This window comes from Methylomonas koyamae, from assembly GCF_006483455.1.
Classification (GTDB): domain Bacteria; phylum Pseudomonadota; class Gammaproteobacteria; order Methylococcales; family Methylomonadaceae; genus Methylomonas; species Methylomonas koyamae_B.
Window position 1 is genome coordinate 1 of the sequence record NZ_PPPU01000025.1, and the last position, 20,444, is coordinate 20,444.

Sequence of the window (20,444 nt, forward strand, 5' to 3'; positions counted from 1 at the left end):
CCATCGCCGAAATCAACGCGCCGAACATGCAACGCCTGAACGGGCCGTTCTTCCTGGGCATGGACCGGTCCGAACAATACAGCCGCGAGCAGGGCGCATTGCGGCGGGTGATCCAGCCCAACGAAGCCGAGTTGATCCGCCGTATCGTCCGCAAACACTGCGACGAGCTGGTGCAAGCCGCGCTGCCGGTGGGCCGGATCGATATGGTGTCGCAACTGGCGCGGCCGGCGGCACGGCGCTTCATCAGCGATTACCTGGGCGTGCCGGGGCCGGACGAAGTGACGATGATGCGCTGGATGCGCTCGCTGTTTCACGATCTGTTCCTGAACTTGAGCAACAACCGCGCGATTCAGCAAACCGCCGAGCAATCCTTCCGGGAAATGGGGCCCTATCTGCTGAATCTGATTGCCGAGCGCCGGCAGCGTTTGCAAAACGGCGAGGTCTTCGAAGACTTTTTGTCCCGTCTGATCAAAATGGGCCTGGACGGCCAACACGACCTGGACGACGACGGTATGCGCCGCAATATTTCCGGCCTGATCGTCGGCGCGTTGGACACCACGTCGATGGCCAGTAGCTTGATCGTCGAACAATTGCTGGCCCAGCCGGAGGTCTTGGCCCGGGCCAAGCAAGCGGTCGATGACGAGGACAAATTACTGCATCTGTGCTTCGACGTGTTCCGCTTCAATACCATGGCTGCGGCGATGCGCCGCCACTGTAAACACGGTGCGGTAATCGGCGGCGTCAAGATTTCGCAAGGAACCGAAGTGTTTGCCTTCACCGCCTCGGCGATGTTCGACGAAAGCGCCTGGCCGGAACCGTTCAGCGTCCGCGACGACCGGCCGCTGGACAAATACCTGCATTTCGGCGACGGCATGCACCGCTGTTTCGGCGAGTACGTCAACCGCATCCAGATTCCGTTGATAGTAGGCAGTTTGCTGAGACTGAACAATCTCAGGAAATGCGGGTGCCTGTTGTACGACGGTCCGTTCCCCGATCAGTTCGTGCTGGCGTTCGATCGGTAATTTCGACCAGACCATAATAATTTCAAGAGGACTTTGCTATGCAACAGAATCCGATGACCGTTATCACGGAAATTTTGCCGGACAAGCTGGAGGAGCTGAAAAGCTATCTGGAGCCGATCGGGCTGGATATCAAAAACAAGAAAGGCCAGGAGATATCCTTCGCCGCCTACGAGCATCTGCATTACTGCACTTTTTTCGTCATACCCGGCGATCATCCGTCGCCGGGCAGTTCGCCGGCACCGGCCTTGCTGGCGTTCGAGGCCAATATCGACGGCGAGGTCAAGGCTTTCGTCAACGAACTGATCGCGAAGAATCCGCAGTTCGTCAACAAGGTCTATAGCTGTTGCGCCGGTTATCCCGGCAGCGATGCCGGCCAGTTGGCGGCTTACTTGCTGGCCAACGACCAGGGCGCCAATGCGTTTTACGTCGCCCATCCCGGCCAGAACCGCAATACGATTTACCGGCAGCGCGAAATCCGCGGCCATATCCAAAAATTCATCGACGAAAACCGCAGCGAACTGGTCGGCCAGAGCGAATCGCAAATCCACGCCGCGGTGGTGCAGCATTTGAATACGGTGTATCCGGGCGGTATTCCCAAGATCGAGGCTCAGCCGTTCTTTACGCTCTATGGCGATAAAGTCTTCAATGCGCTGTTGGCGGTGGTCGGCATCGTCCTGGTCGGCGGCTTTTTCGGTTGGTTCGGGCCGTTTACCGAATTTTTGGCGACCGCGGCGGTGCTGGGTGCAGTCGCGTTCGGCGTCGTGCTGCGCTGGCATGAAATGCGCGACAAACAGGACGACAAACCTTGGGTGGTGTCCGAGCAAATGCGGGCGATTCAGCGGGTCGAAGACCGCCAGTTGCAAAACCATTTGACCAGCGTGATCGAAATCAAGCCCGGTAATTTCCGGTTTTACACGTTGAAGGTGGTGTTGGCCGGCATCAATCTGGTCGCCAAATTGGTGGCGACCAAAGGCAATTTGAGCGGCATCGTCACCATCCATTTTGCGCGTTGGGTGATTCTGCCCGGCAATGCCGGCGGCCGCCGACGCCTGCTGTTCATGAGCAATTACGACGGCAGCTGGGAAAACTACCTGGGCGAATTCATCGACCATGCCAGCGTCGGTTTGACCGCGGTCTGGAGTAACACCCAGCAAGCCAAGGACAGAGGTTTTCCGGATACGCAATGGTTGGCCTTGCGCGGCGGTTCCCGCGACGAACAGCGTTTCAAAAACTTCGCCCGTAACAGCCAGTTGCCGGAATTGGTCTGGTACAGCGCCTATACCGATTTGTCGGTGAAAAACATCGATAACAACCGCCGCATCCATGGCGGTTTGTTCTCCACCGCCGATCTGGCCGCCTGGCTGAAATGCTTATAAGGAACTGAACCATGACAACGATAAAACTAGACGAAGTACAAGGCATCGTATTCAGCGGCTACAACAAATACATGGCCAATGCCAGCTATTATCTGCTCTGGATCGAAGATGCCGCCAAAACCAAAGCCTGGTTGAAAAATCTGGTCGCCAGCGGCCAGATCAGCCACGGCGCCGAAAAGCCGGACGACACCACCGAAAACCGTCTGAACTTGGCGATCAGCTATCCCGGCTACTGCAAACTGGAGGCGGACGAGGCCAAACGCTACAGTTTCGAACTGTCGTTCCGGGAAGGAATGAATTCCGAACACCGTTCGGCCTTGCTCGGCGACCGCGGCCCCAACGACCCGGCGCAATGGAGTTGGGGCAACGGCAATAAGGAAGTCGATATTCTGCTGATTCTGTTTTCCAAGGATGATGCGATTCACGCCGCCAGTTGCAGCAGTTTCGAAAAAGGCTTAAAAGCGGCCGGCTTGAGTAAAATCGACCGTCTGGATGCCGGCGCCAAGGTGCAAAACCAGCACGGTTTCGTGCGGGAGCATTTCGGTTTTGCCGACGGTATTTCCGATCCGCTGGTCGACGGCTTTCCGACCGTGTCCGGCAGCGGCGAAATCGCGACCGGGGAGTTTCTATTGGGTTACCCGAACCAGTACGACGGCAAGAAGACCCAAATGCCGGTCAGCGAACAATTCGGCGCCAACGGTACCTACCTGGTGTTCCGCCAATTGAAACAGAACGTCGGCGAATTCTGGCAGTTTATCAACGACGAGGCGGCACGGCAGGGCATCGATCCGGAATATCTGGCCGCCAAGTTCGTCGGCCGCTGGAAAAGCGGAGCGGTAGTGGAGCCGGGGGAAAAGACCGATTCCAATAAAATCGACAACAGCTTTACCTTCGCTAACGACAAGGACGGCACCGGCTGCCCGTTCGGCTCGCACATTCGCCGCGCCAATCCGCGCGGAGTGGGGCTGGGCGAAAACGAGGCCGAATCTCTGAAAGTCGCCAACCGGCACCGCATCTTGCGCCGCGGCCGCAGTTACGGCAGCTTTCTGGAAGACCCGAGCCAGGATAACGGCAAAGACGAGCGCGGGCTGCTGTTCATCTGCCTTAACGCCAATATCGAACGCCAGTTCGAGTTCGTACAACATACCTGGATCAACAACGTCAAATTCGCCGGCTTGTACGACGAAGACGATCCGTTGATCGGCAGCGCAGTGGAAACCGACCGCAAATTCACCATTCAGGACCAACCGTTACGGCGCCGGGTCTGCGGTTTCCAGCAGTTCGTCACCACCCGCGGCGGGGCTTATTTCTTCCTGCCCAGTCTGACGGCGTTGGCGATGCTGGCCAATACCTGATGACTTTTGCTTCGCGCGAACCGCGTTGTCCGCAGTAGCGGTTCCAACCACGGCTCCCGTCAGCGCGGGAGCCGATTGCATCGGTCCGGCAAACCTCCCCGAAAAATCAAGCTGCTAGTACCTGGCAACCGGTAATCCGCAGCTTTGCCGGGACCGATGCGACCTGTCTGGCCGCACTTCCTGGCGCTAGTGGTCACGCCAAGATCGACGGCTCTCGATAAATCATGCAAACTGGCTGAGACTGTTTTAAGCAGCGCCATTTCGGCAAGGAGTCAGAGCCATGAATACCGATCCCTGTACCTACGTGATTTTCGGCGCCACCGGCAATCTCGCCCGGCTGAAATTGATGCCCGGGTTTTATCATTTGCAACTGGAAAAAAAACTGCCGGACGACACCCGCATCCTGGCCGTCGGCCGGCGGCCGTGGGATCGGGCGACCTGGCTGGCCGAAGTGAAAACCTTGTTGCAGGAGCAGTCGAAAACGCCGCTGGACGAAGCCGAATTCGCCCGTTTCGCCGAACGCCTGGATTACCACCGCGGTGACCTGGACCAGGCCGAATGCTACCAAGCGCTGGCGGAAACCCTGGGCGGTCGCCCGCAATTTTCCCGCAATATCGCGTTTTATTTGGCGATCGGCCCCAGCGATTTCGGCAACGTGATCGAATCGCTGAGTAACGTCGGCCTGCTCAACGAAGAGTACGGCTGGCGCCGGGTCGTGATCGAAAAGCCGTTCGGTTACGATCTGGAGAGCGCGCAAGCGCTGCAAAAACGCCTGAACCGCTATCTGAGCGAGGACCAGATTTACCGGATCGACCACTACCTGGGCAAGGGCATGGTGCAGAACGTGCTGGTGTTCCGTTTCGCCAACGTGATGCTGGAGCCGTTGTGGAATCGCAATTACATCGATCACGTCCAGATTACCCATGCCGAAGAACTGGGCATCGGCAGTCGCGGCGACTATTACGACAGCGCCGGCGCGTTGCGCGATATGGTGCAAAGCCATTTGCTGCAATTATTGACCTTGGTGGCGATGGAGCCGCCGGTATCGATGGACGCCGAATCGCTACGCGACGAGAAAGTCAAAGTCCTGAAATCGATCCGGCCGATTCCGAAGTCGGCCGTGCATGCCCACGCCTTCCGCGGCCAATATGCCAAGGGCAACATCGGCGGCCAAAAAGTCCCGGCCTACCTGGAAGAACCCAATATCCCGGCCGAAAGCACGACCGAGACCTACGCCGCTGTGAAATTGCTGATCGACAACTGGCGTTGGCGCGGCGTACCGTTTTATTTGCGCACCGGTAAGCGTATGGCCAAGGGCCAGTCGTCGATTTCGATTTGTTTTCGCCATCCGCCCTTGCAGTTTTTCCGCGACACCCAGGTGCAATGCATGACGCCGAACTGGGTATTGATGGGGATTCAGCCCGACGAATGCATCCGGATGGAAATGACCGTCAAAGAAGCCGGGCTGGAGATGCGCACCCGCACTACCAGCCTGGACGCCAGTTTCCGCCAACCCGACGAGCGTCGGGTCGACGCTTACGAGGATCTGTTGCTGGACGTCATGAAAGGCGATCGCTCTCTGTTCCTGCGCTTCGACGAAGTGGAGTACGCCTGGCGTATCGTCGATCCGATCCTGCAAAACTGGGCGATCGAACGCGACTATATCCCTACCTATCCGGCCGGTTCCTGGGGGCCGGAAGAAAGCCGGCGTTTGTTCGAGAAAGAAGGCCAATACTGGCGCAGTTCGCTGTTGCCGGAGTGCCATCCATAGATGGCTCTGCCCCATCTGGCGGCAAATCCGTGATTGGCCTTATTTTGATCAGCAGGGCAGCATGATTGCGCTCCTGCTGATCAGACCGGAGTCCTGCTTAATTCAAGTGGCTTTCGATTCCTCATCCTGCGATTTCATACTCTATAATTTTCTCGACCGTATTCGGCGCCGAGTTAGCGTCAGGTCAGTGACATTGCGTTTAAGTCAATGGTTTAGGATGTTTTTCGTCGGTTGTGATAACCGCCTTCAGCTGAATTACACAAAGCGGTTTGCCTCAAACCAAAGCGCAAGACGGACGCCGGAATTGCCTGCCGTTTTTTTACGAACTGACGCGTGGTTGTCGGAGAACCAGTCCCATGGAGTCTGTATTTTCCGACCGACTTGACTTCCTCTGACGCCACGTCCAAGTTGCGTAGGTTTTGAATAGAGTTTGTTGGTATTGGGGGTGCGATTGCTGGACCGGGTCAGGGCTCTAAGCCCAAACAGATTCGACGACATTCGGATGGGCCGGACGGGGCGCCGGGTGTTCCGAGTTACCTGAGTTGAAGAGGCAATATCGATGCCGTTGGCCTTAGAATTGGAACAGCGTTTTTCGCGGATGGCGGCCCATCTGCCGGGCTTTGTGTTTACCTTTCGCTTATCGCGGGATGGCCGTTTCAGCTTTCCCTATGCGAGTAGCGGCATATGCGATTTATATGGTTTGCAAGCGGAGCAGGTGGCCGAGGACATGGCTCCGTTGCATGCTATGGCCCATCCGGATGACAGGGAAATGATCGAGGCCGCGTTGGCCAACTCGGTGAAACAGCGGGGGCTGTTTCATATCGAGTTTCGTATCATTCACCCCGGGAAGGGAATCCGCTGGCTCGAAGCCAAGTCCGCGCCAGCCCCAGATCTGGGCCCCGAGGGTGAGATCGAGTGGCATGGCATCATGCTGGATATCACCGAGCGCAAGCAGATCGAACAAGCCTTGCAGTCCAGTCGAGTGGCGCTGGAAGAAGCCCAACGCATCGGTCATATTGGCAGTTGGGATGTCGATATCGTCAATGATGTGTTGACCTGGTCGGACGAGACCTTTCGCATCTGGGAAATCGACAAGACCCGGTTCGCTGCAACGTTTGAATCCTTCGTCGACACGGTTCATCCCGACGACAGAGCGCGAGTGGTGCAGGTGTATAACGCATCGATTGCGCAACGGACGCACTATGAAGTCGAACATCGTTTGTTGTTCCCGGATGGTCGCGTCAAATACATCCTCGAACGCGGTCAGCCTTACTACGATGCCGACGGCAAGCCGGTGCGCTTTATCGGCACATCGCTCGATATCACTGAACGCAAGCACATCGAGAACACCCTGCAATTCATTGTGCAACGGCGTTGGCAGGCCGACGGCGAATCGTTTTTGTCTGCACTTGCCCGTTACTTGGGCGAGACGCTGGCAATGGATTATGTGGTCGTCAACCGTTTGCTGAAAGGCTCGGGGATTGCCGAAACCGTAGCACTATACGCTAAGGGGGCTATGTTGCCCAATACCCAATACGACTTAAAAGGGACGCCTTGCGCCAACGTGATCGAGGGCGGCGCGTTGTGTTGTTACACGGAGCAGATACGGCGCCTGTTCCCGGAAGATGGATTGCTGGTTGAAATGGATGTCGAGAGCTATGTCGGTCTACCGCTGCTGGATTCCTCGGGCCAGGTGGTCGGTTTGATTGCCGCGATGGACGGCAAGCCGATGCACGACCTTGCCGGTGTGACCGCCTTGTTGCAACTGGTGGCGACCCGTGCGGCAGCCGAGCTGGAACGCGAGCAGTCGGAACGCCTGCTCAATGAGTCCCACCAATTTCTCGACAGGGTGATCGAAACGATCGCCGACCCGGTGTTTGTCAAAGACCGTGAGCATCGCTGGGTCAGGCTCAACCAGGCTTTTTGCGAGTTCATCGGCCAGCCGATGGACACCTTATTGGGGCAGCGCGATTGCGATTTTTTTTCCGCGCAAGAGGCCGCCGTATTCCGGATTAATGACGATGCGGTGTTCGCCAGCGGCGAGGAGAATGTCAGCGAGGTGACGTTTACCGACCGCGCAGGCAACGCCCATACCATCATCATCAAGAAAACCCGCTGCAACGACGAGCGTGGCCAACAGTTCCTGGTGGGTACCATACTGGACATCACCGAGCGCAAACGACACGAGCAAGAGCTGGCTCGCCTGCACTATGCCATCGATCGGGTCGAGGAATCGGTTTGTCTGATCGACGCCCATGCCCGCATCCGATACGTCAATGCGCACGCCTGCCAAGCACTGGGTTATAGCAAAGACGAAATGTTGGGCTTGAGCGTCCCGGATATCGACCCCAATTACCAGCATGCGATCTGGCCCGAACATTGGCGCGAGCTGCGGGAGAACGGCTCCTTGACCTTTGAGTCCTGCCACCAGACCAAGGACGGGCGGATGTTTCCGGTCGAGGTGGTCGCCAACTATTTCGAAGCCGACGGCCAAGGCTACAACATGGCGATGGTCCGTAACATCAGCGAACGCAAGCAGATGGAGTCTGCACTGGCCGAACGCCAACAAGAATTTCGCACACTGATCGAAAACTTGCCGACCTACGTGCTGCGTCTGGACTGGAGCTTGCACCACACCTACGTCAACCCGGCTTTCGTGGAAGCTGTCGATCTACCGGAAGCAGACATCCTGGGTTCGCATGTGACCGCATTCTGGCGGGCGACCAATGTGACGGTCGATGATTACATCGCCTTGTTGCGGCGGGTGTTGTCGTCCGGCAAACGTGAAGATGTGACGTTGGAATGGCGCAATAAGCAGGAGGTCTTGTACAGCCATCTGGTGCGTATCTCGCCGGAGTGTAATGCAAACGGGGAAATTCGCGGTTTGCTGGTGTTGGGTTTCGACATGACCAAACATCGACGAGAGCAACTGTTGGATATTGAACGTCGACGGGTGTTCGAGCGCATGGCTCAAAGCGGGGACCTGTGCGAGATACTCACCCAAATCGCACTCTATGTCGAGTCTGCCTGTCCCGGTTGTCGTTGTCGGATTCAATTGCTGGATCAAACCGGCAAGCGTTTGATTCAGGGGGTGGCGCCGTCGTTTTCCATTCCCTGCCCCGTGCATGGGCAAGGCGTGGCAGTGGGCGAGCCGGGTTGCGGCTGTGCCATGGTATTCGATCGGGCCGAGCCTTTGATCATAGAGGATATGCGCTTGGCCACGGCTTCCGAAAAGTGTCGCGCGTTTGCCGCGGCAACCGGAATGGTCTCCAGTTGGTCGGATCCGATTATCGGCTCTTCCGGCCAGCAATTGGGCGTCATCACCCTGTATCGCGGCCAACCCGGCGAGCCGAATGAATTGAACCTGGGACGACTGCGCTATGCCAGTCATTTGAGCGCTATCGCTATCGAGCGCAAGCGCATCGAAGAACAGATGCAACATCAGGCCAGCTACGACACTTTGACCGGATTGCCCAACCGGCGCATGTTTCGCGACCGCTTGCACGAAGAAATCGGCAAAGCTGCCCGCGGCGGCGAGAGTCTGGCTCTGCTATTTATCGATTTGGATCGTTTCAAGGAAGTCAACGATACGCTGGGTCACGAAATCGGCGATCTGTTATTAGTCGAAGCCGCCCAGCGGATTCGTGCCTCTGTTCGCGAAACCGATACTGTCGCTCGGCTGGGCGGGGACGAATTCATTGTCATCTTGCCGCGGGTGGATGACATGTCGCACCTCGGTCGAATCGCGCAAAACATCGTCGGCGACATTAGCAAGCCATTCAGCTTGGATATACACACCGTGTATATTTCCGCCAGCATCGGGATTGCCGCTTATCCTTTCGATACAGTCAATGCCGACAGCTTGGTCGGTTGCGCCGACCAGGCCATGTATGCCGTGAAACAACAGGGGCGCAACGGTTTTAGCTTTTTCACGCCCGCCATGCAGCAACAAGCGCAAAACCGCTTGCAACTTGCCAGTGATTTGCGCGAGGCCTGGGTCAAAAGCCAATTGCAAGTTCACTATCAACCGATTGTCGACATTGCCAGCGGCCAAATCGTTAAGGCCGAAGCGCTTCTGCGCTGGCGGCATCCGCAACGCGGCATGGTGCCGCCCGACCAATTCATCTCGATTGCCGAAGAAAACGGGCTGATCCACGACATCGGCGATTGGGTCTTTCGTCAGGCCGTGGAAACCGCCCGGCGTTGGAACGCCGACAGTCGGCTCATCCGGCAAATTAGCGTCAATTTGTCGCCGCGCCAATTTATCAAGGGTGACTTTTACGTGTCTTGGCTGGCTGATTTGGCGCAAACCGGGCTCACGCCGGCACACATCGTCATCGAAATCACCGAGGGCTTATTGCTGGACGATCGTCCCGACATCCTGCAAATCATCAAACATCTGGGTCAGGTCGGTATGCAGGTGGCGTTAGACGACTTCGGCACCGGCTATTCTGCGATGGCTTACTTAAAAAGATTCCCCATCGACTACCTGAAGATCGATCGTTCGTTTGTGCGCGACCTGGAAAGCGATTCCAACGATCGTGCGATCGCCGAAGCGATTGTCGTGATGGCCCACAAGTTGGGTTTAAAAACCATTGCCGAAGGGGTGGAGACAGCGGGGCAGCGCGATCTTCTGGCGGCGGCCGGTTGCGACTTCGTGCAAGGCTATCTGTATGCCAAGCCCATGCCGGCCGAGGAATTATTGGCGTTTCCGCTGCCGGCTTCCCGCTATTCATAAAAGTTTCATGGCAACCAGCCGCGGCTCTTAAGGATCGGAAGAATGCCGGCGTCTGGTGCTGCATGACGTTCGGTATTGGCCTCGTTTTTCGTTGCCGGAATGTCTTTTAAACCAACCGGTACATGCTTAAATTCGCTAAACTGGAGATCTAAGTAGCGGAGACCGTACTGATGACCGGAGAGCCGTTTAAGGAAGCTAACATCGCCCAAAATCGTGCCATTGCCCGCGCCTTGATCAGGCGCTACGCCGTGGCGTTGCTGTTGGTTGCTGCGTCGTCTACCGCCGCCTGGTTCAGTTTGCGCTTGGTGATTGCAGAGCAGCAAAGCACGGCCGCGATCGTTAATGTCAGCGGCCGCCAGCGTATGCTCAGTCAGCGTACTGCACTGTTTGCCAATTTGTTGGTAATGACGCCGCCGGCCGGCCGGCCGGCCATCCGGGCCAGTTTGCAGGACGCTGTGGATTTGATGGAGCGTTCGCACCGGGCGCTGACGCTTGGCGATCCCGCCATGGGGTTGCCCGCCAAGCATTCGCCGACGGTAGAGGCCATGTATTTTGCCGGTGCCGACGGCGTCGACGCTCAGGTGAACCGTTACGTCGCCGCGGTTCGGCAGTTGCTGGAACTAAGCGACGACGCGTTGACGACAGACCACCCGTTGCTGTTACAGATCACGCGTACCGCGCCAACCACGCTGGTGTCGGCGCTGGACGTAATGGTCAAGCAGTATCAGGCCGAGGGCGAGGCCAATGTCAGGCGCATCGAAGCCACCGAAACGGCGGTTTGGCTGCTGACTTTAGTCTTGCTCGTGCTCGAAGCCGGGTTGATTTTTCAACCGTTTGCCAGCCATATCAAACGCGTGGTCGGCAAACTGCAATTGCTTGCCGACGAATTACAACACCACCGGGACCATCTCGAAGAATTGGTGCGGCAACGTACCACGGAGTTGCAGAACAAAAGCGCGGAACTGGCGGAAAGCATGGAAAAGTTCCGCTTGATTAGTTCGGCGGCGCAGGATGCGATTGTCATCATCGGCAGGAACGCCGAGGTGGTGCACTGGAATCTGGCGGCGGAAAGAATTTTCGGTTACACCGAAACCGAAGCGCTGGGCCGAAATCTGCATGAGTTGATCGTGCCGTTACCGATGCGCGAGCTCGCGCATGCCGGTTACCGGACCTTCGAAAGCACCGGCCAGGGCATCATGATCGGTAAAACCCTGCAAACCATGTCGCTCAGAAAAAACGGGGACGAGTTTCCGATAGAGCTGTCGGTGTCGGCGATCAAATTGCAGAATAACTGGCATGCACTCAGCATTATTCGTGACGTTACTCAGCGGAAGGGCGACGAGGACAGTTTGCGCAGCAGCGAGGAGCAGCTCAGATTTGTGCTGGAAGGCGCCGAATTGGGCTATTGGGATTGGAATATCAGCACCGGCGAAGTAATCCGTAATCCCCGCTGGGCGGAAATGTTGGGATACACTCACGAGGAAATCCGGCATACCACGCAACAATGGAGCGATTTCGTGCATCCGGACGACCGGGCGGCGGCGTGGCAGTCGATTCGCGATGTGATCGAAGGCCGGTCGCCGTCGCACAAGCTGGAATACCGTATGCTGCACAAGGACGGCAGTATTCGTTGGGTTTTGGACCAAGCCAAAGTCATGCAGCGCGATGTGGCCGGCAAACCGGTTCGGATGAGCGGCACCCATTCCGATATCACCGAACGCAAACGGCTGGAGGCGGAGCTGACCCGGCAGGCGCGTACCGACTATTTGACCGGTATCAGCAGCCGCGGGTATTTCTTGGAACAGGCCGAGCAGGAACTCGCCAGCGCGTTGCGTTACGGCAATCCGTTGACGATGTTGATGATGGACGTGGATTTCTTCAAACAAGTCAACGACATTCACGGCCACCGCGCCGGAGACGCAGTATTGAAAAAATTGGCGGACGTTTGCCGGGAGACCTTGCGCGAAGCGGACATCATCGGCCGGCTGGGCGGCGAGGAGTTCGCGATCCTGTTGCCGCAAACCGATAAGGGAAGCGCGGTCGAGGCGGCTGAGCGGCTGAAAGAGGCGCTCGGCACTGCGCAAGTCCCGCACGATGGCGGCAAGCCGCTGAGTTTTACCGTTTCGATCGGTGCGGCCGCCTTAACCGGCGGAGACGACAGCGTCGATGCGCTGCTGAATCGGGCCGATCAGGCGCTTTACCGAGCCAAGGAAAGTGGGCGCAATCGGGTCTGCGCAGCCGTTGACTAGCGCTCGATTCGACGCGGGCTTGGTTGGCAAGCCCCATCGTTCGAAGGTTTCGATCTGAGAGGCCGCGCGCGATAAGGGGCGGGGTATTCGGCCGATCGGGAAAATACTGCTTGACTCGCGCCGGTTAGGCATCCATACTCCCGCCAGCTCCAAAATTAAGATTTACCCTGCTGATTACCATTTCGATGCCGCTTCCACCGAAGTCGCAACTCGCTCTGATTTCATAAAGTAAGTTCCAATTTTACCGGCTACACCTGCCCTCTAGGCAGTATTTCACATTTATCAAGGACTTACTCATGTCTACAATCACGACTGGCACCGTAAAATGGTTCAATTCCGATAAAGGCTTCGGCTTTATCGAGCAACAATCCGGCCCCGACGTTTTCGTTCATTTCAAAAACATCATCAACTCCGGCGGTTACAAAACTCTGGAAGAAAACCAAAAGGTCGAATTCAGCATCGGCCGTGGCCCTAAAGGCCTGCAAGCTGAAAACGTAAAAGTCATTTAATCGATGGCTCTGCAGGTTGCCGGTAGCTTACGCGGCAACCTGTATTCAATACCGAACCAATCCGCACGGACAACGAATCAACCGAGTTAAAGCGATATCGCTGGCTTTGTTGCCTCAACGTTTTGATTTTCCAGTGCCGCGCCAATGGTCTGGAAAGTTCGCCAATCCCGCCTCCGTTACGCGCTCTGCCCAAAGCAGCAGCCGCATACTGATCCCCCAACTCAGGACTCATTTTGAAAAGAATATTTGTCGGCAATCTGCCTAGCGACGCGACCGAATCCACTGTCACGGCCCTGTTCTCCGAATTCGGCAAGGTGCATTCCATCGAACTCGTCATCGATATGTTCAGCGGTAAATGCCGCGGCTTCGGTTACATAGGAATGGAAGGCCATGAAGCCAGAGCGGCGATTGCCAAACTCAGCGGCGTCCAATTCGGCGGCAATATGCTCAGAGTCGGCTTCGAAAGTGGCGGCGGCAAACAGGGTAGACGCCGTTAACCGCGACCCTATCCTGACACACGACTTCAAGCAGACACCGATGCCTCGGTGTCTTACCCTTTTGCCTAACCGGATGCTCCGGTTAGGGATTCCTTTTTTTCACGGGATTTCACTCCCGCACATCGAGAATTATTCATGCCATTTTCCAATCTCGGCTTGGCCGAGCCTTTAATCCGCGCCGTCCGCGAAGCCGGTTACAGCGCGGCGACGCCGATTCAACAACAAGCAATCCCGCTGGTGCTTTCGGGCCGCGACTTGCTCGCCGCCGCCCAAACCGGCACCGGCAAAACCGCCAGCTTCACCTTGCCGATTCTGCAGCGTTTGGCGACCAATCCCGGCGCCAGCCGCAATCGGCCGGTCAGGGCGCTGATACTGACGCCAACCCGCGAATTAGCGGCGCAAGTGGCCGAATCGGTCGCCAAGTACGGCGTTCATCAACAGCCGCGCTTGAAATCCGATGTCGTGTTCGGTGGCGTCAAAATCAATCCGCAGATGCTGCGTTTGCGCGGCGGCGTTGATATCCTGACCGCGACGCCGGGACGCCTGCTCGATTTGGTCGGCCAGAATGCCGTCAAACTGAATCAAGTTGAAATGCTGGTGCTGGACGAAGCGGACCGCATGCTGGACATGGGCTTCATCCGCGACATCAACAAAATTTTGGCCTTGCTGCCGAAAACCCGGCAGAACCTGCTGTTCTCCGCCACCTTTTCCGCCGACATTCGCCGATTGGCGCAAACGCTGCTGCGCAATCCGGCCCAAGTCGAAATCGCCGCCGAAAACGCCGCGGCCGACAGCGTCGAACAAATTGCCTATGCCGTGGAAAAACCGGCTAAAGCCGGGGTGCTGGCGCATTTGATTAAAAGCAACGATTGGCGGCAAGTGTTGGTTTTTACCAGCACCAAACACAATGCCAACCGGCTGACCGAGAAATTGAACGCGGCCCAAATCAGCGCCAAGGCGATCCACGGCAATAAAAGCCAGGGCGCCCGTACCAGCGCCTTGGCCGACTTCAAAACCGGCGACATCCGGGTGTTGGTCGCGACCGATGTCGCCGCACGCGGCATCGACATCGCCAAACTGCCGCATGTGGTCAATTTCGAGCTGCCGCGTTCCTCGGCCGACTATGTGCACCGCATCGGCCGCACCGGCCGGGCCGGGCGGAGCGGGCTTGCCGTGTCTCTGGTTGCCGCCGACGAACGCAGTGCCTTACGGCAAGTGGAAAAGCTGATCGGTAATAAAATCGCCTTCGGCTCGATTGCCGCTGCTGCCCCCGCTGCTCCTGCGGAAGCGAAGCCCGTTCGGCCGAATTCCACCGGAAAATAAGCGCCCTTCGCTTTTGGGATTGAATTTGCCTGAGCCGAAATATTAATTGGCACAGGCAAAACCCGGTTGGAATCCAAGTCAACAGATCATCTGTTACAGGCCATTGTATGGCTGAAGCCCTTGGTCGCCGAGGCTTTCTCGGTGTCGGCGGCGCTACAGATGGTGGCGACCACCACTTTATCCAGCGGATTGGCGGTGTTGTAGAGCAAGTATAACGAGACCGGTTTTCAACAATGGTGGTCACCGCGTCCTGCCTGTAAAATAGTGCTCCAAGGTGAAACTACTAGCTTGACGCTAACCAATGTCAGTCAAGCCTAGAATGCCATCAGCGACTAAAAAAGACGTTCAGCATGCAGCTAAACACCGCTAAACAAGAAGCCCTTGCCATCATTCAGCGTTTACCTGATACCGCCGACATGGAGGAAATTATGTACCGGCTCTATGTGCTGGAAAGCATTCGGCGCGGCCAAATGGACGCTGAACAGGGCAGAGCCCTACCCGCCGAACAGGTACTAAGAGATATTCAGGCCTGGTAAAGTGGACCGATCACGCATCGGCCCAGCTTCGTCATATTCACGACTATATTGCGCAGGATTCGCCGCTTTATGCCAAGCGGGTGGCTGCGCTGGTTAGTAAAACGATTGGCTTGGATAAACTGCCCCGTCTTGGACGTACGGTGCCAGAACTAAGCAACGAAGCTGTGCGTGAACTTTCGCTCTATTCTTACCGCATTCTTTACGAGATCAAAACTACCCATATCGAAGTGCTCGCGGTGATTCATAAGCGCCGCGATTTACAACCTGACGAGATTCTGCGCGAGCAGTAATATAAAACGGGGCGACTTCCGCCAAAATGGTAGGCATACGGTCGCCGGGTGCGATTTGTTAAAACATATTGGGCAATATGGCTACGCCTATTGTCAACCTAGCAATTGCGACTTACGGCCTTCGCACTCGAACAACTGGGCAATCGCTTTGAATGCGTGGCCAATCCCAGTGGCAGCGCCGCCGGCGCGCACCAACTGCTGGCGACAAGTCTTACAGTTGGCTGCTACCCGTTATACAAGGGATTGGCGGCATTCGCTCATTCGGCGCAGGCCGGGAGCAGGAATGATCCTTGCCGATGGTGCTTTTGGGTATCGGTGCCACGCGTTACCGCGGGATAGAGCTTCGTTTATCGCACCAGCCCATTGGGCATTTCGTTTGGCTTGGATGTCTCGGTGTTAGATTCGGCCCCGAATCGTGTACTCGTTTTTCCGCCCCCACAGCACGAACAGCGACAGACTTAATAAAACCAGGTTGATCGGCAACACGGCAAACTCACCACGCGACAAGTGAAATAACATCGCGCAAATCTGTAAAGTGGAACAGCCGGTAGCGGCCCAGACGGTTAAGCCGGGCTTTATACGGGTCAGCGCCGGGACAAGGATGCCGATCCCGCCCGCCAAGTCTATCAGCCCAATCACACGCACAAAGCTTTCCGGGGTAACGCCTGTCCACGGAATGGACACTGCGAGTTCGGCAATCGGTTGGGTAACTTTCATTGATCCGGCAGCGATATACACCAGTGCCAGCAGAACTTGCGCACCCCATAGCGTTACGTTCATCAGTTTGCCGGCGGGTTGGGGAATGACGGTTGTATTCATAGCAATGTTCTCTGCAAAAATTGGGAGGTCGTAGTCTAAGGCTTTCCTTTCATTGGATCATTCCCCATATAATTGATCTTGTCTTTCTCCTGAGGAAACAATTAATGGACAGACTTACCAGCATTCAAGTGTTTCTAAACGTCGTCGAATGCCGGAGCTTCGTCGCAGCGGCGGATCGAATGCAGATTTCCCCGGCAATGGCGAGCAAGCACGTAATGGCTTTGGAGCGTCATTTAGGTACCCGATTGTTAAATCGGACGAGTCGTAGCTTAAGTCTTACCGATGATGGCAGGCTTTATTTTGAGCAATGTCGTCACCTGCTGGATGGGCTAGAAGAGGTGGAGGCCAGTATCACTCAATCGAAATTTGTTCCGAAAGGCTTACTTCACCTCAGCGCACCGGTGTGGTTTGCCAACGCCACTTTCGTCGGCATTCTGGCCGATTTTCGTAAGCAATATCCGGAGGTGCGCTTCGATCTGGATATATCGGGGCGGTTCGTTAATCTGGTGGAAGAAGGTGTCGACCTTGCATTGCGGGTTTCGCAATCACTAGGCGACACCCTGATCGCCAGACCGGTCGGCTCGGTAACCTTCAACATGCTGGCGAGTCCAGATTATCTGCGACGTGCGGGAACCCCGACAACAGCGGTGGAATTGGTCGCTCATGACATGTTATGGTATTCCCTTCTCCCAACCGATTTGGGTAATTTGGGGTTTCCCTCCGTTAAAATAACTCCGGTTTTATCCAGTACCGATGAGTCCTTGTTGCGCTACGCGACTCTCCAGGGAATGGGCATCTCGGTGTTGCCCACCTGGCTCGCCGAAGAGGATATTCGCGCTGGCCGCTTAACGACGGTACTTTCCTCCAGTATGGATCGCCAAGTTAGCATCTATGGTGTCTACCCCTCACGAAAAAATCTGTCTTTCAAAGTGCGCGCATTCCTGGAGTTTCTCGCCCACGATCCGCGGATGAAAACTTAGATGGCACGTACTGCGGGTTTGTTCTGGGCTCAGGTCAAGCCTGTGCCAGCGCCGGCTTCAGCATCGAAGTCTTGCCGACCATGATGTCCACCGCCTTTAACAGGCGTTTGAATACTGAATCCTGGCAATAAGGGATGCCGTGGTGGGCGCAGAGGGCTTTGACCTGGGGTTGCAGCTTTTGGTATTGACTCAACGGCAAATCCGGCCACAGGTGGTGCTCGATCTGGTAGTTCAGCCAGCCGTATAAAAAGTCGTTGGCGTTGGACCCGGTCGGGTAGTTGACCGAACCCAGGATTTGCCGCAGATAAAATTCGCCTTTGCTGTGTGCTTTTTCGTCGAAGCCCATCACGTCGTCGCCGGCGTGGTTGGGGATCATCACCAGAAAGGTATGCATGTTGGTGAAAATTTCCGCCAGGATGGAATTCAACAATACGCTGGTGGCGGCCACCGTGCCGAGCGGCAGGAACAGCGCCGGCAGCAACAGGAAACGATATGCCGCGTAAGGCAAAATGCTTTGTAGCCACAGGCCGCGGCCTTGCGGGGTGAACAGGCTCCAGGCGCCGAGCCGGGTCATTTGCGGTGCCGGTTGGTGCTGATGGCGGGCCTGTTCCAGGCGCAATTCCTTGTGGGTACGCGGCGTGTAATAGCTCAGCTTCCAGACGCCGGAGAACAGCGCCACAATCACGTAACGCAACCACATCGGCAAGCCGGATTGGCGTAACCATTGCATATTGTGCTGGGCGTTATTGGGGTCGGCAGTCTCGCCCAAACGGTAATGGTGCAGCACGTCGTGTTCGTGGTGCCAGCCGGCCGGCGTCATCCAGTCCGGCCAATCCAGAAACCGGCGCCAACCTTTGGCAAAGCCTTTGCTTTGGTAGCGCGGCTTAGCCTGCTTGATTTTGTCGTAGCCGCGATGCTGGATCGGATGCGCCACCTGGGTCCAGCGGGCAAAACTGCCCTGGCTGATCAACAGTGCCGACAGCGGGTTCGGTGCGATCCAGGCCGTAGCGTAGCCGAGCAGCGAACAGGCTTGGCCCCAGCGCTCCATCCGCTGCATGTGGCGGTAATCTTCAGGCCCCAGATCGGCCTGGGCTTGTCGGTAAAGTTGTTTGATATCGTGCGCAAGCTGGTCGCGGTCGACGTTGCGGTAGCTGGATAAACTCAAAAGAACCTCGTGGGTACACTAGCGGCGGAAAATCCCAGTGATCAGATTCGCCGTCGACACTGTCCCAGCGCCGGTGCCAAAACGTAATCGGGGTTGAATGCCCTGAACGCGCTGGTAGCGTTGATGCGGAGTGGTGGATAACTTACGAAACACAACTGAGCCAATTGCCTGGCCGGGTCTGGTCTGGAAGCGAATAACGACTCTGGTTCGCTATGTCGTTTTAATCGGACGCGCTTAACTCGATTCTCCGAATTTTTAGCCCAGCAAGGCAGCCGGCAATTTTACTGCAAACGTCGGGAAAATATCTGAATTTGCTATATCCGGAGGTCAAAGCCGGCTCTGGCAAGGGTAGCGGGGAATACCGTCGCTCCGCGAATGCGGCGCGTGTCGGCTGGTACTGCAGCCTCGATTGTGTGCGGTCAATCAGTCCGACCTATCGCCGCCGGCAATTGGCCGGCCAAATGCCTGTCCCACATGGCTTGATACAACGCTTCCAGGTCCAGTGTGTACGCCGCATTGTCGAATAAGGCGACCGATAAACGGTTTTGCTGCAGTTGCTGTCTGATTTCGGCCAGGCGTTGCGGATCGCTGCTGAGTGCCAGTGCCAGCGCATAATAGGCATCCGCATCTTCGGCGATCAACTCTTCCAGATCCACCGCCCGCAGCAGACTGCCCGCCACCCGAGACGCGAAAGTGTCGCCGGTAAACGTCACCAGCGGTACGCCGACCCACAAGGCGTCGCTGGCCGTGGTATGGGCGTTGTAAGGCGCCGTATCCAACACCAGATCGGCCAGACTCAAGCGCGCCAAATGCTCGGGCTGCGGCGCCTCGTCGGCAAAAATCAGCCGCTCCGGCGATATGCCGCGCTGATAGGCTTCGTTGCGTAGCCGGCCTTTAGCCTGCGAGTTTTTCAGCAGCCACAGCACGCTGCCGGGGGTGTTGTATAGCAGCCGGCACCAAATATCGAAGGTCTCGGGCATGATTTTGTAAGCCTGGTTAAAGCAACAAAACACGAAACCGTCGGCGGGTAAACCCTGTTCGGCTCGGCTGCTCGGTCGGCCGATCGCCACATCGCAGCCGTGCGGTTGATAGCTGCCGGGCATGCAAGCGAACGCTTCGCTGTAATCGCCGGCGCTGGCAGGTGGCGTTACATAATTATCGGTAATGATGTAATCGCAGAAATCGCCGCCCATCGTGCCCGGATAACCCAAATAATTCACCTGAATCGGCGCTGGACGGTAGGTCAGAATTTCGGTGCGGGTGCCGCGGGTATAACCTTTTAAGTCGATCAGAATGTCGATCCGGTCCGCGTAAATCGCTTTGGCGCAGGCGGCGATGGACGATTCCCCGAGATCGATGAAACGGTCGAAACAGCGTTCCAGGCGCTGGCGCATGGTGCCGTCGTCGGCGGCGCCGTAGGAATAGGCGTAAAGTTCGAAACGGTCGCGATCGTGGGCTTCCAGCGTTTCGGCCAGCAGGTAGGCGGTGGCGTGTTCCTGAAAGTCGGCGGATAGGTAACCCAGGCGAATTTTGGCGCGCGGCAAGCGGTCGAAAATGAACTCTAAATTTGCCCGTTCCGCCGAGCTGGCGGCCAAGCGATCGGACATCCAGACATCGGCACATTGGCGCTGTTCGGCGGCAGTGAATCCGGTCAAGGATAACAAATGAAACGGCGAAATCCGGCTGGTTTCGCCGCCGGCCAGGCTGCTGCGGATTTTGTCCCGCCATTCGTCCAGCCGTTCCCATTCGCAGATGCTCCGGCTGCGATCGTAGTACTTCATCATCGGGATCCACTCCGGTAGCGGCGGTCAGCC

16 protein-coding genes are annotated in these 20,444 nt (G+C 56.7%); 13 read left to right on the top strand and 3 right to left on the bottom strand.

Features of this window, described 5'->3' with window-relative positions:
• The 12 genes from C2U68_RS13500 to C2U68_RS13550 form a co-directional block, all read left to right on the top strand.
• A partial coding sequence (locus C2U68_RS13500) for a cytochrome P450 (RefSeq protein ID WP_140912999.1) occupies positions 1-1,022 on the top strand: 1,022 nt, incomplete at its 5' end.
• A gap of 53 nt (positions 1,023-1,075) precedes the next feature.
• On the top strand, positions 1,076-2,398 hold the full coding sequence (locus tag C2U68_RS13505; RefSeq protein ID WP_140913000.1) for a hypothetical protein: 1,323 nt from the start codon (positions 1,076-1,078) through the stop codon (positions 2,396-2,398).
• 11 nt (positions 2,399-2,409) lie between these two features.
• The gene (locus C2U68_RS13510) at positions 2,410-3,753 is read left to right on the top strand and encodes a Dyp-type peroxidase (RefSeq protein WP_140913001.1); all 1,344 of its coding nucleotides are present in this window, start codon (positions 2,410-2,412) and stop codon (positions 3,751-3,753) included.
• A 280-nt stretch (positions 3,754-4,033) separates the two neighbouring features.
• Positions 4,034-5,524 carry a glucose-6-phosphate dehydrogenase gene (gene zwf, locus C2U68_RS13515; protein ID WP_140913002.1) on the top strand — a complete coding sequence of 497 codons (1,491 nt, stop codon included), beginning with the start codon at positions 4,034-4,036 and terminating at the stop codon, positions 5,522-5,524.
• Positions 5,525-6,083: 559 nt separating this feature from the next.
• Positions 6,084-10,262 (top strand): EAL domain-containing protein, encoded by a 4,179-nt coding sequence (locus tag C2U68_RS13520; protein WP_140913003.1) that lies wholly within the window; start codon positions 6,084-6,086, stop codon positions 10,260-10,262.
• A gap of 170 nt (positions 10,263-10,432) precedes the next feature.
• Complete coding sequence (locus C2U68_RS13525; RefSeq protein WP_140913004.1) at positions 10,433-12,511, top strand: diguanylate cyclase; 2,079 nt, start codon at positions 10,433-10,435, stop codon at positions 12,509-12,511.
• Between the two features lie 296 nt (positions 12,512-12,807).
• Positions 12,808-13,020, top strand: a complete 213-nt coding sequence (locus C2U68_RS13530; RefSeq protein WP_064022702.1) for a cold-shock protein — start codon at positions 12,808-12,810, stop codon at positions 13,018-13,020.
• A 233-nt stretch (positions 13,021-13,253) separates the two neighbouring features.
• On the top strand, positions 13,254-13,517 hold the full coding sequence (locus C2U68_RS13535) for an RNA recognition motif domain-containing protein (protein WP_140913005.1): 264 nt from the start codon (positions 13,254-13,256) through the stop codon (positions 13,515-13,517).
• 135 nt (positions 13,518-13,652) lie between these two features.
• The gene (locus tag C2U68_RS13540; protein ID WP_140913006.1) at positions 13,653-14,840 is read left to right on the top strand and encodes a DEAD/DEAH box helicase; all 1,188 of its coding nucleotides are present in this window, start codon (positions 13,653-13,655) and stop codon (positions 14,838-14,840) included.
• Positions 14,841-14,906: 66 nt separating this feature from the next.
• Entirely contained in the window at positions 14,907-15,044 is a 138-nt protein-coding gene (locus C2U68_RS21230; protein WP_186289606.1) for a hypothetical protein, read from the top strand.
• Positions 15,045-15,190: 146 nt separating this feature from the next.
• Positions 15,191-15,376, top strand: coding sequence for a hypothetical protein (locus tag C2U68_RS13545; protein ID WP_140913007.1), 186 nt, complete (start codon positions 15,191-15,193; stop codon positions 15,374-15,376).
• A gap of 47 nt (positions 15,377-15,423) precedes the next feature.
• Positions 15,424-15,666: a type II toxin-antitoxin system RelE/ParE family toxin gene (locus tag C2U68_RS13550; protein ID WP_260839364.1), complete on the top strand. Its 243-nt coding sequence runs from the start codon at positions 15,424-15,426 to the stop codon at positions 15,664-15,666.
• Between the two features lie 396 nt (positions 15,667-16,062).
• On the opposite strand, the gene C2U68_RS13555 is transcribed toward C2U68_RS13550, so the two are convergent.
• Positions 16,063-16,485, bottom strand: coding sequence for a DoxX family protein (locus C2U68_RS13555; RefSeq protein ID WP_140913009.1), 423 nt, complete (start codon positions 16,483-16,485; stop codon positions 16,063-16,065).
• 104 nt (positions 16,486-16,589) lie between these two features.
• Here C2U68_RS13555 and C2U68_RS13560 point away from each other — a divergent pair, with 104 nt between their 5' ends.
• Positions 16,590-17,465, top strand: coding sequence for a LysR family transcriptional regulator (locus C2U68_RS13560; protein ID WP_140913010.1), 876 nt, complete (start codon positions 16,590-16,592; stop codon positions 17,463-17,465).
• A gap of 34 nt (positions 17,466-17,499) precedes the next feature.
• Here C2U68_RS13560 and C2U68_RS13565 read toward each other — a convergent pair whose 3' ends face one another.
• Both C2U68_RS13565 and C2U68_RS13570 read right to left on the bottom strand, forming a co-directional pair.
• A complete protein-coding gene (locus C2U68_RS13565; RefSeq protein ID WP_140913011.1) occupies positions 17,500-18,630 on the bottom strand; it encodes a fatty acid desaturase family protein in 1,131 nt (376 codons plus the stop codon).
• Positions 18,631-19,049: 419 nt separating this feature from the next.
• The gene (locus tag C2U68_RS13570; protein ID WP_260839355.1) at positions 19,050-20,414 is read right to left on the bottom strand and encodes a UDP-N-acetylglucosamine-peptide N-acetylglucosaminyltransferase; all 1,365 of its coding nucleotides are present in this window, start codon (positions 20,412-20,414) and stop codon (positions 19,050-19,052) included.
• Between the last annotated feature and the right edge of the window lie 30 nt (positions 20,415-20,444).

Coding starts and splice junctions, on each gene's coding strand:
- C2U68_RS13505 (WP_140913000.1), top strand. CDS start 1,076: ATGACCGTTATCACGGAAATTTTGCCGGACAAGCTGGAGGAGCTGAAA.
- C2U68_RS13510 (WP_140913001.1), top strand. CDS start 2,410: ATGACAACGATAAAACTAGACGAAGTACAAGGCATCGTATTCAGCGGC.
- zwf (WP_140913002.1), top strand. CDS start 4,034: ATGAATACCGATCCCTGTACCTACGTGATTTTCGGCGCCACCGGCAAT.
- C2U68_RS13520 (WP_140913003.1), top strand. CDS start 6,084: ATGCCGTTGGCCTTAGAATTGGAACAGCGTTTTTCGCGGATGGCGGCC.
- C2U68_RS13525 (WP_140913004.1), top strand. CDS start 10,433: ATGACCGGAGAGCCGTTTAAGGAAGCTAACATCGCCCAAAATCGTGCC.
- C2U68_RS13530 (WP_064022702.1), top strand. CDS start 12,808: ATGTCTACAATCACGACTGGCACCGTAAAATGGTTCAATTCCGATAAA.
- C2U68_RS13540 (WP_140913006.1), top strand. CDS start 13,653: ATGCCATTTTCCAATCTCGGCTTGGCCGAGCCTTTAATCCGCGCCGTC.
- C2U68_RS13545 (WP_140913007.1), top strand. CDS start 15,191: ATGCAGCTAAACACCGCTAAACAAGAAGCCCTTGCCATCATTCAGCGT.
- C2U68_RS13555 (WP_140913009.1), bottom strand. CDS start 16,485: ATGAATACAACCGTCATTCCCCAACCCGCCGGCAAACTGATGAACGTA.
- C2U68_RS13560 (WP_140913010.1), top strand. CDS start 16,590: ATGGACAGACTTACCAGCATTCAAGTGTTTCTAAACGTCGTCGAATGC.
- C2U68_RS13570 (WP_260839355.1), bottom strand. CDS start 20,414: ATGATGAAGTACTACGATCGCAGCCGGAGCATCTGCGAATGGGAACGG.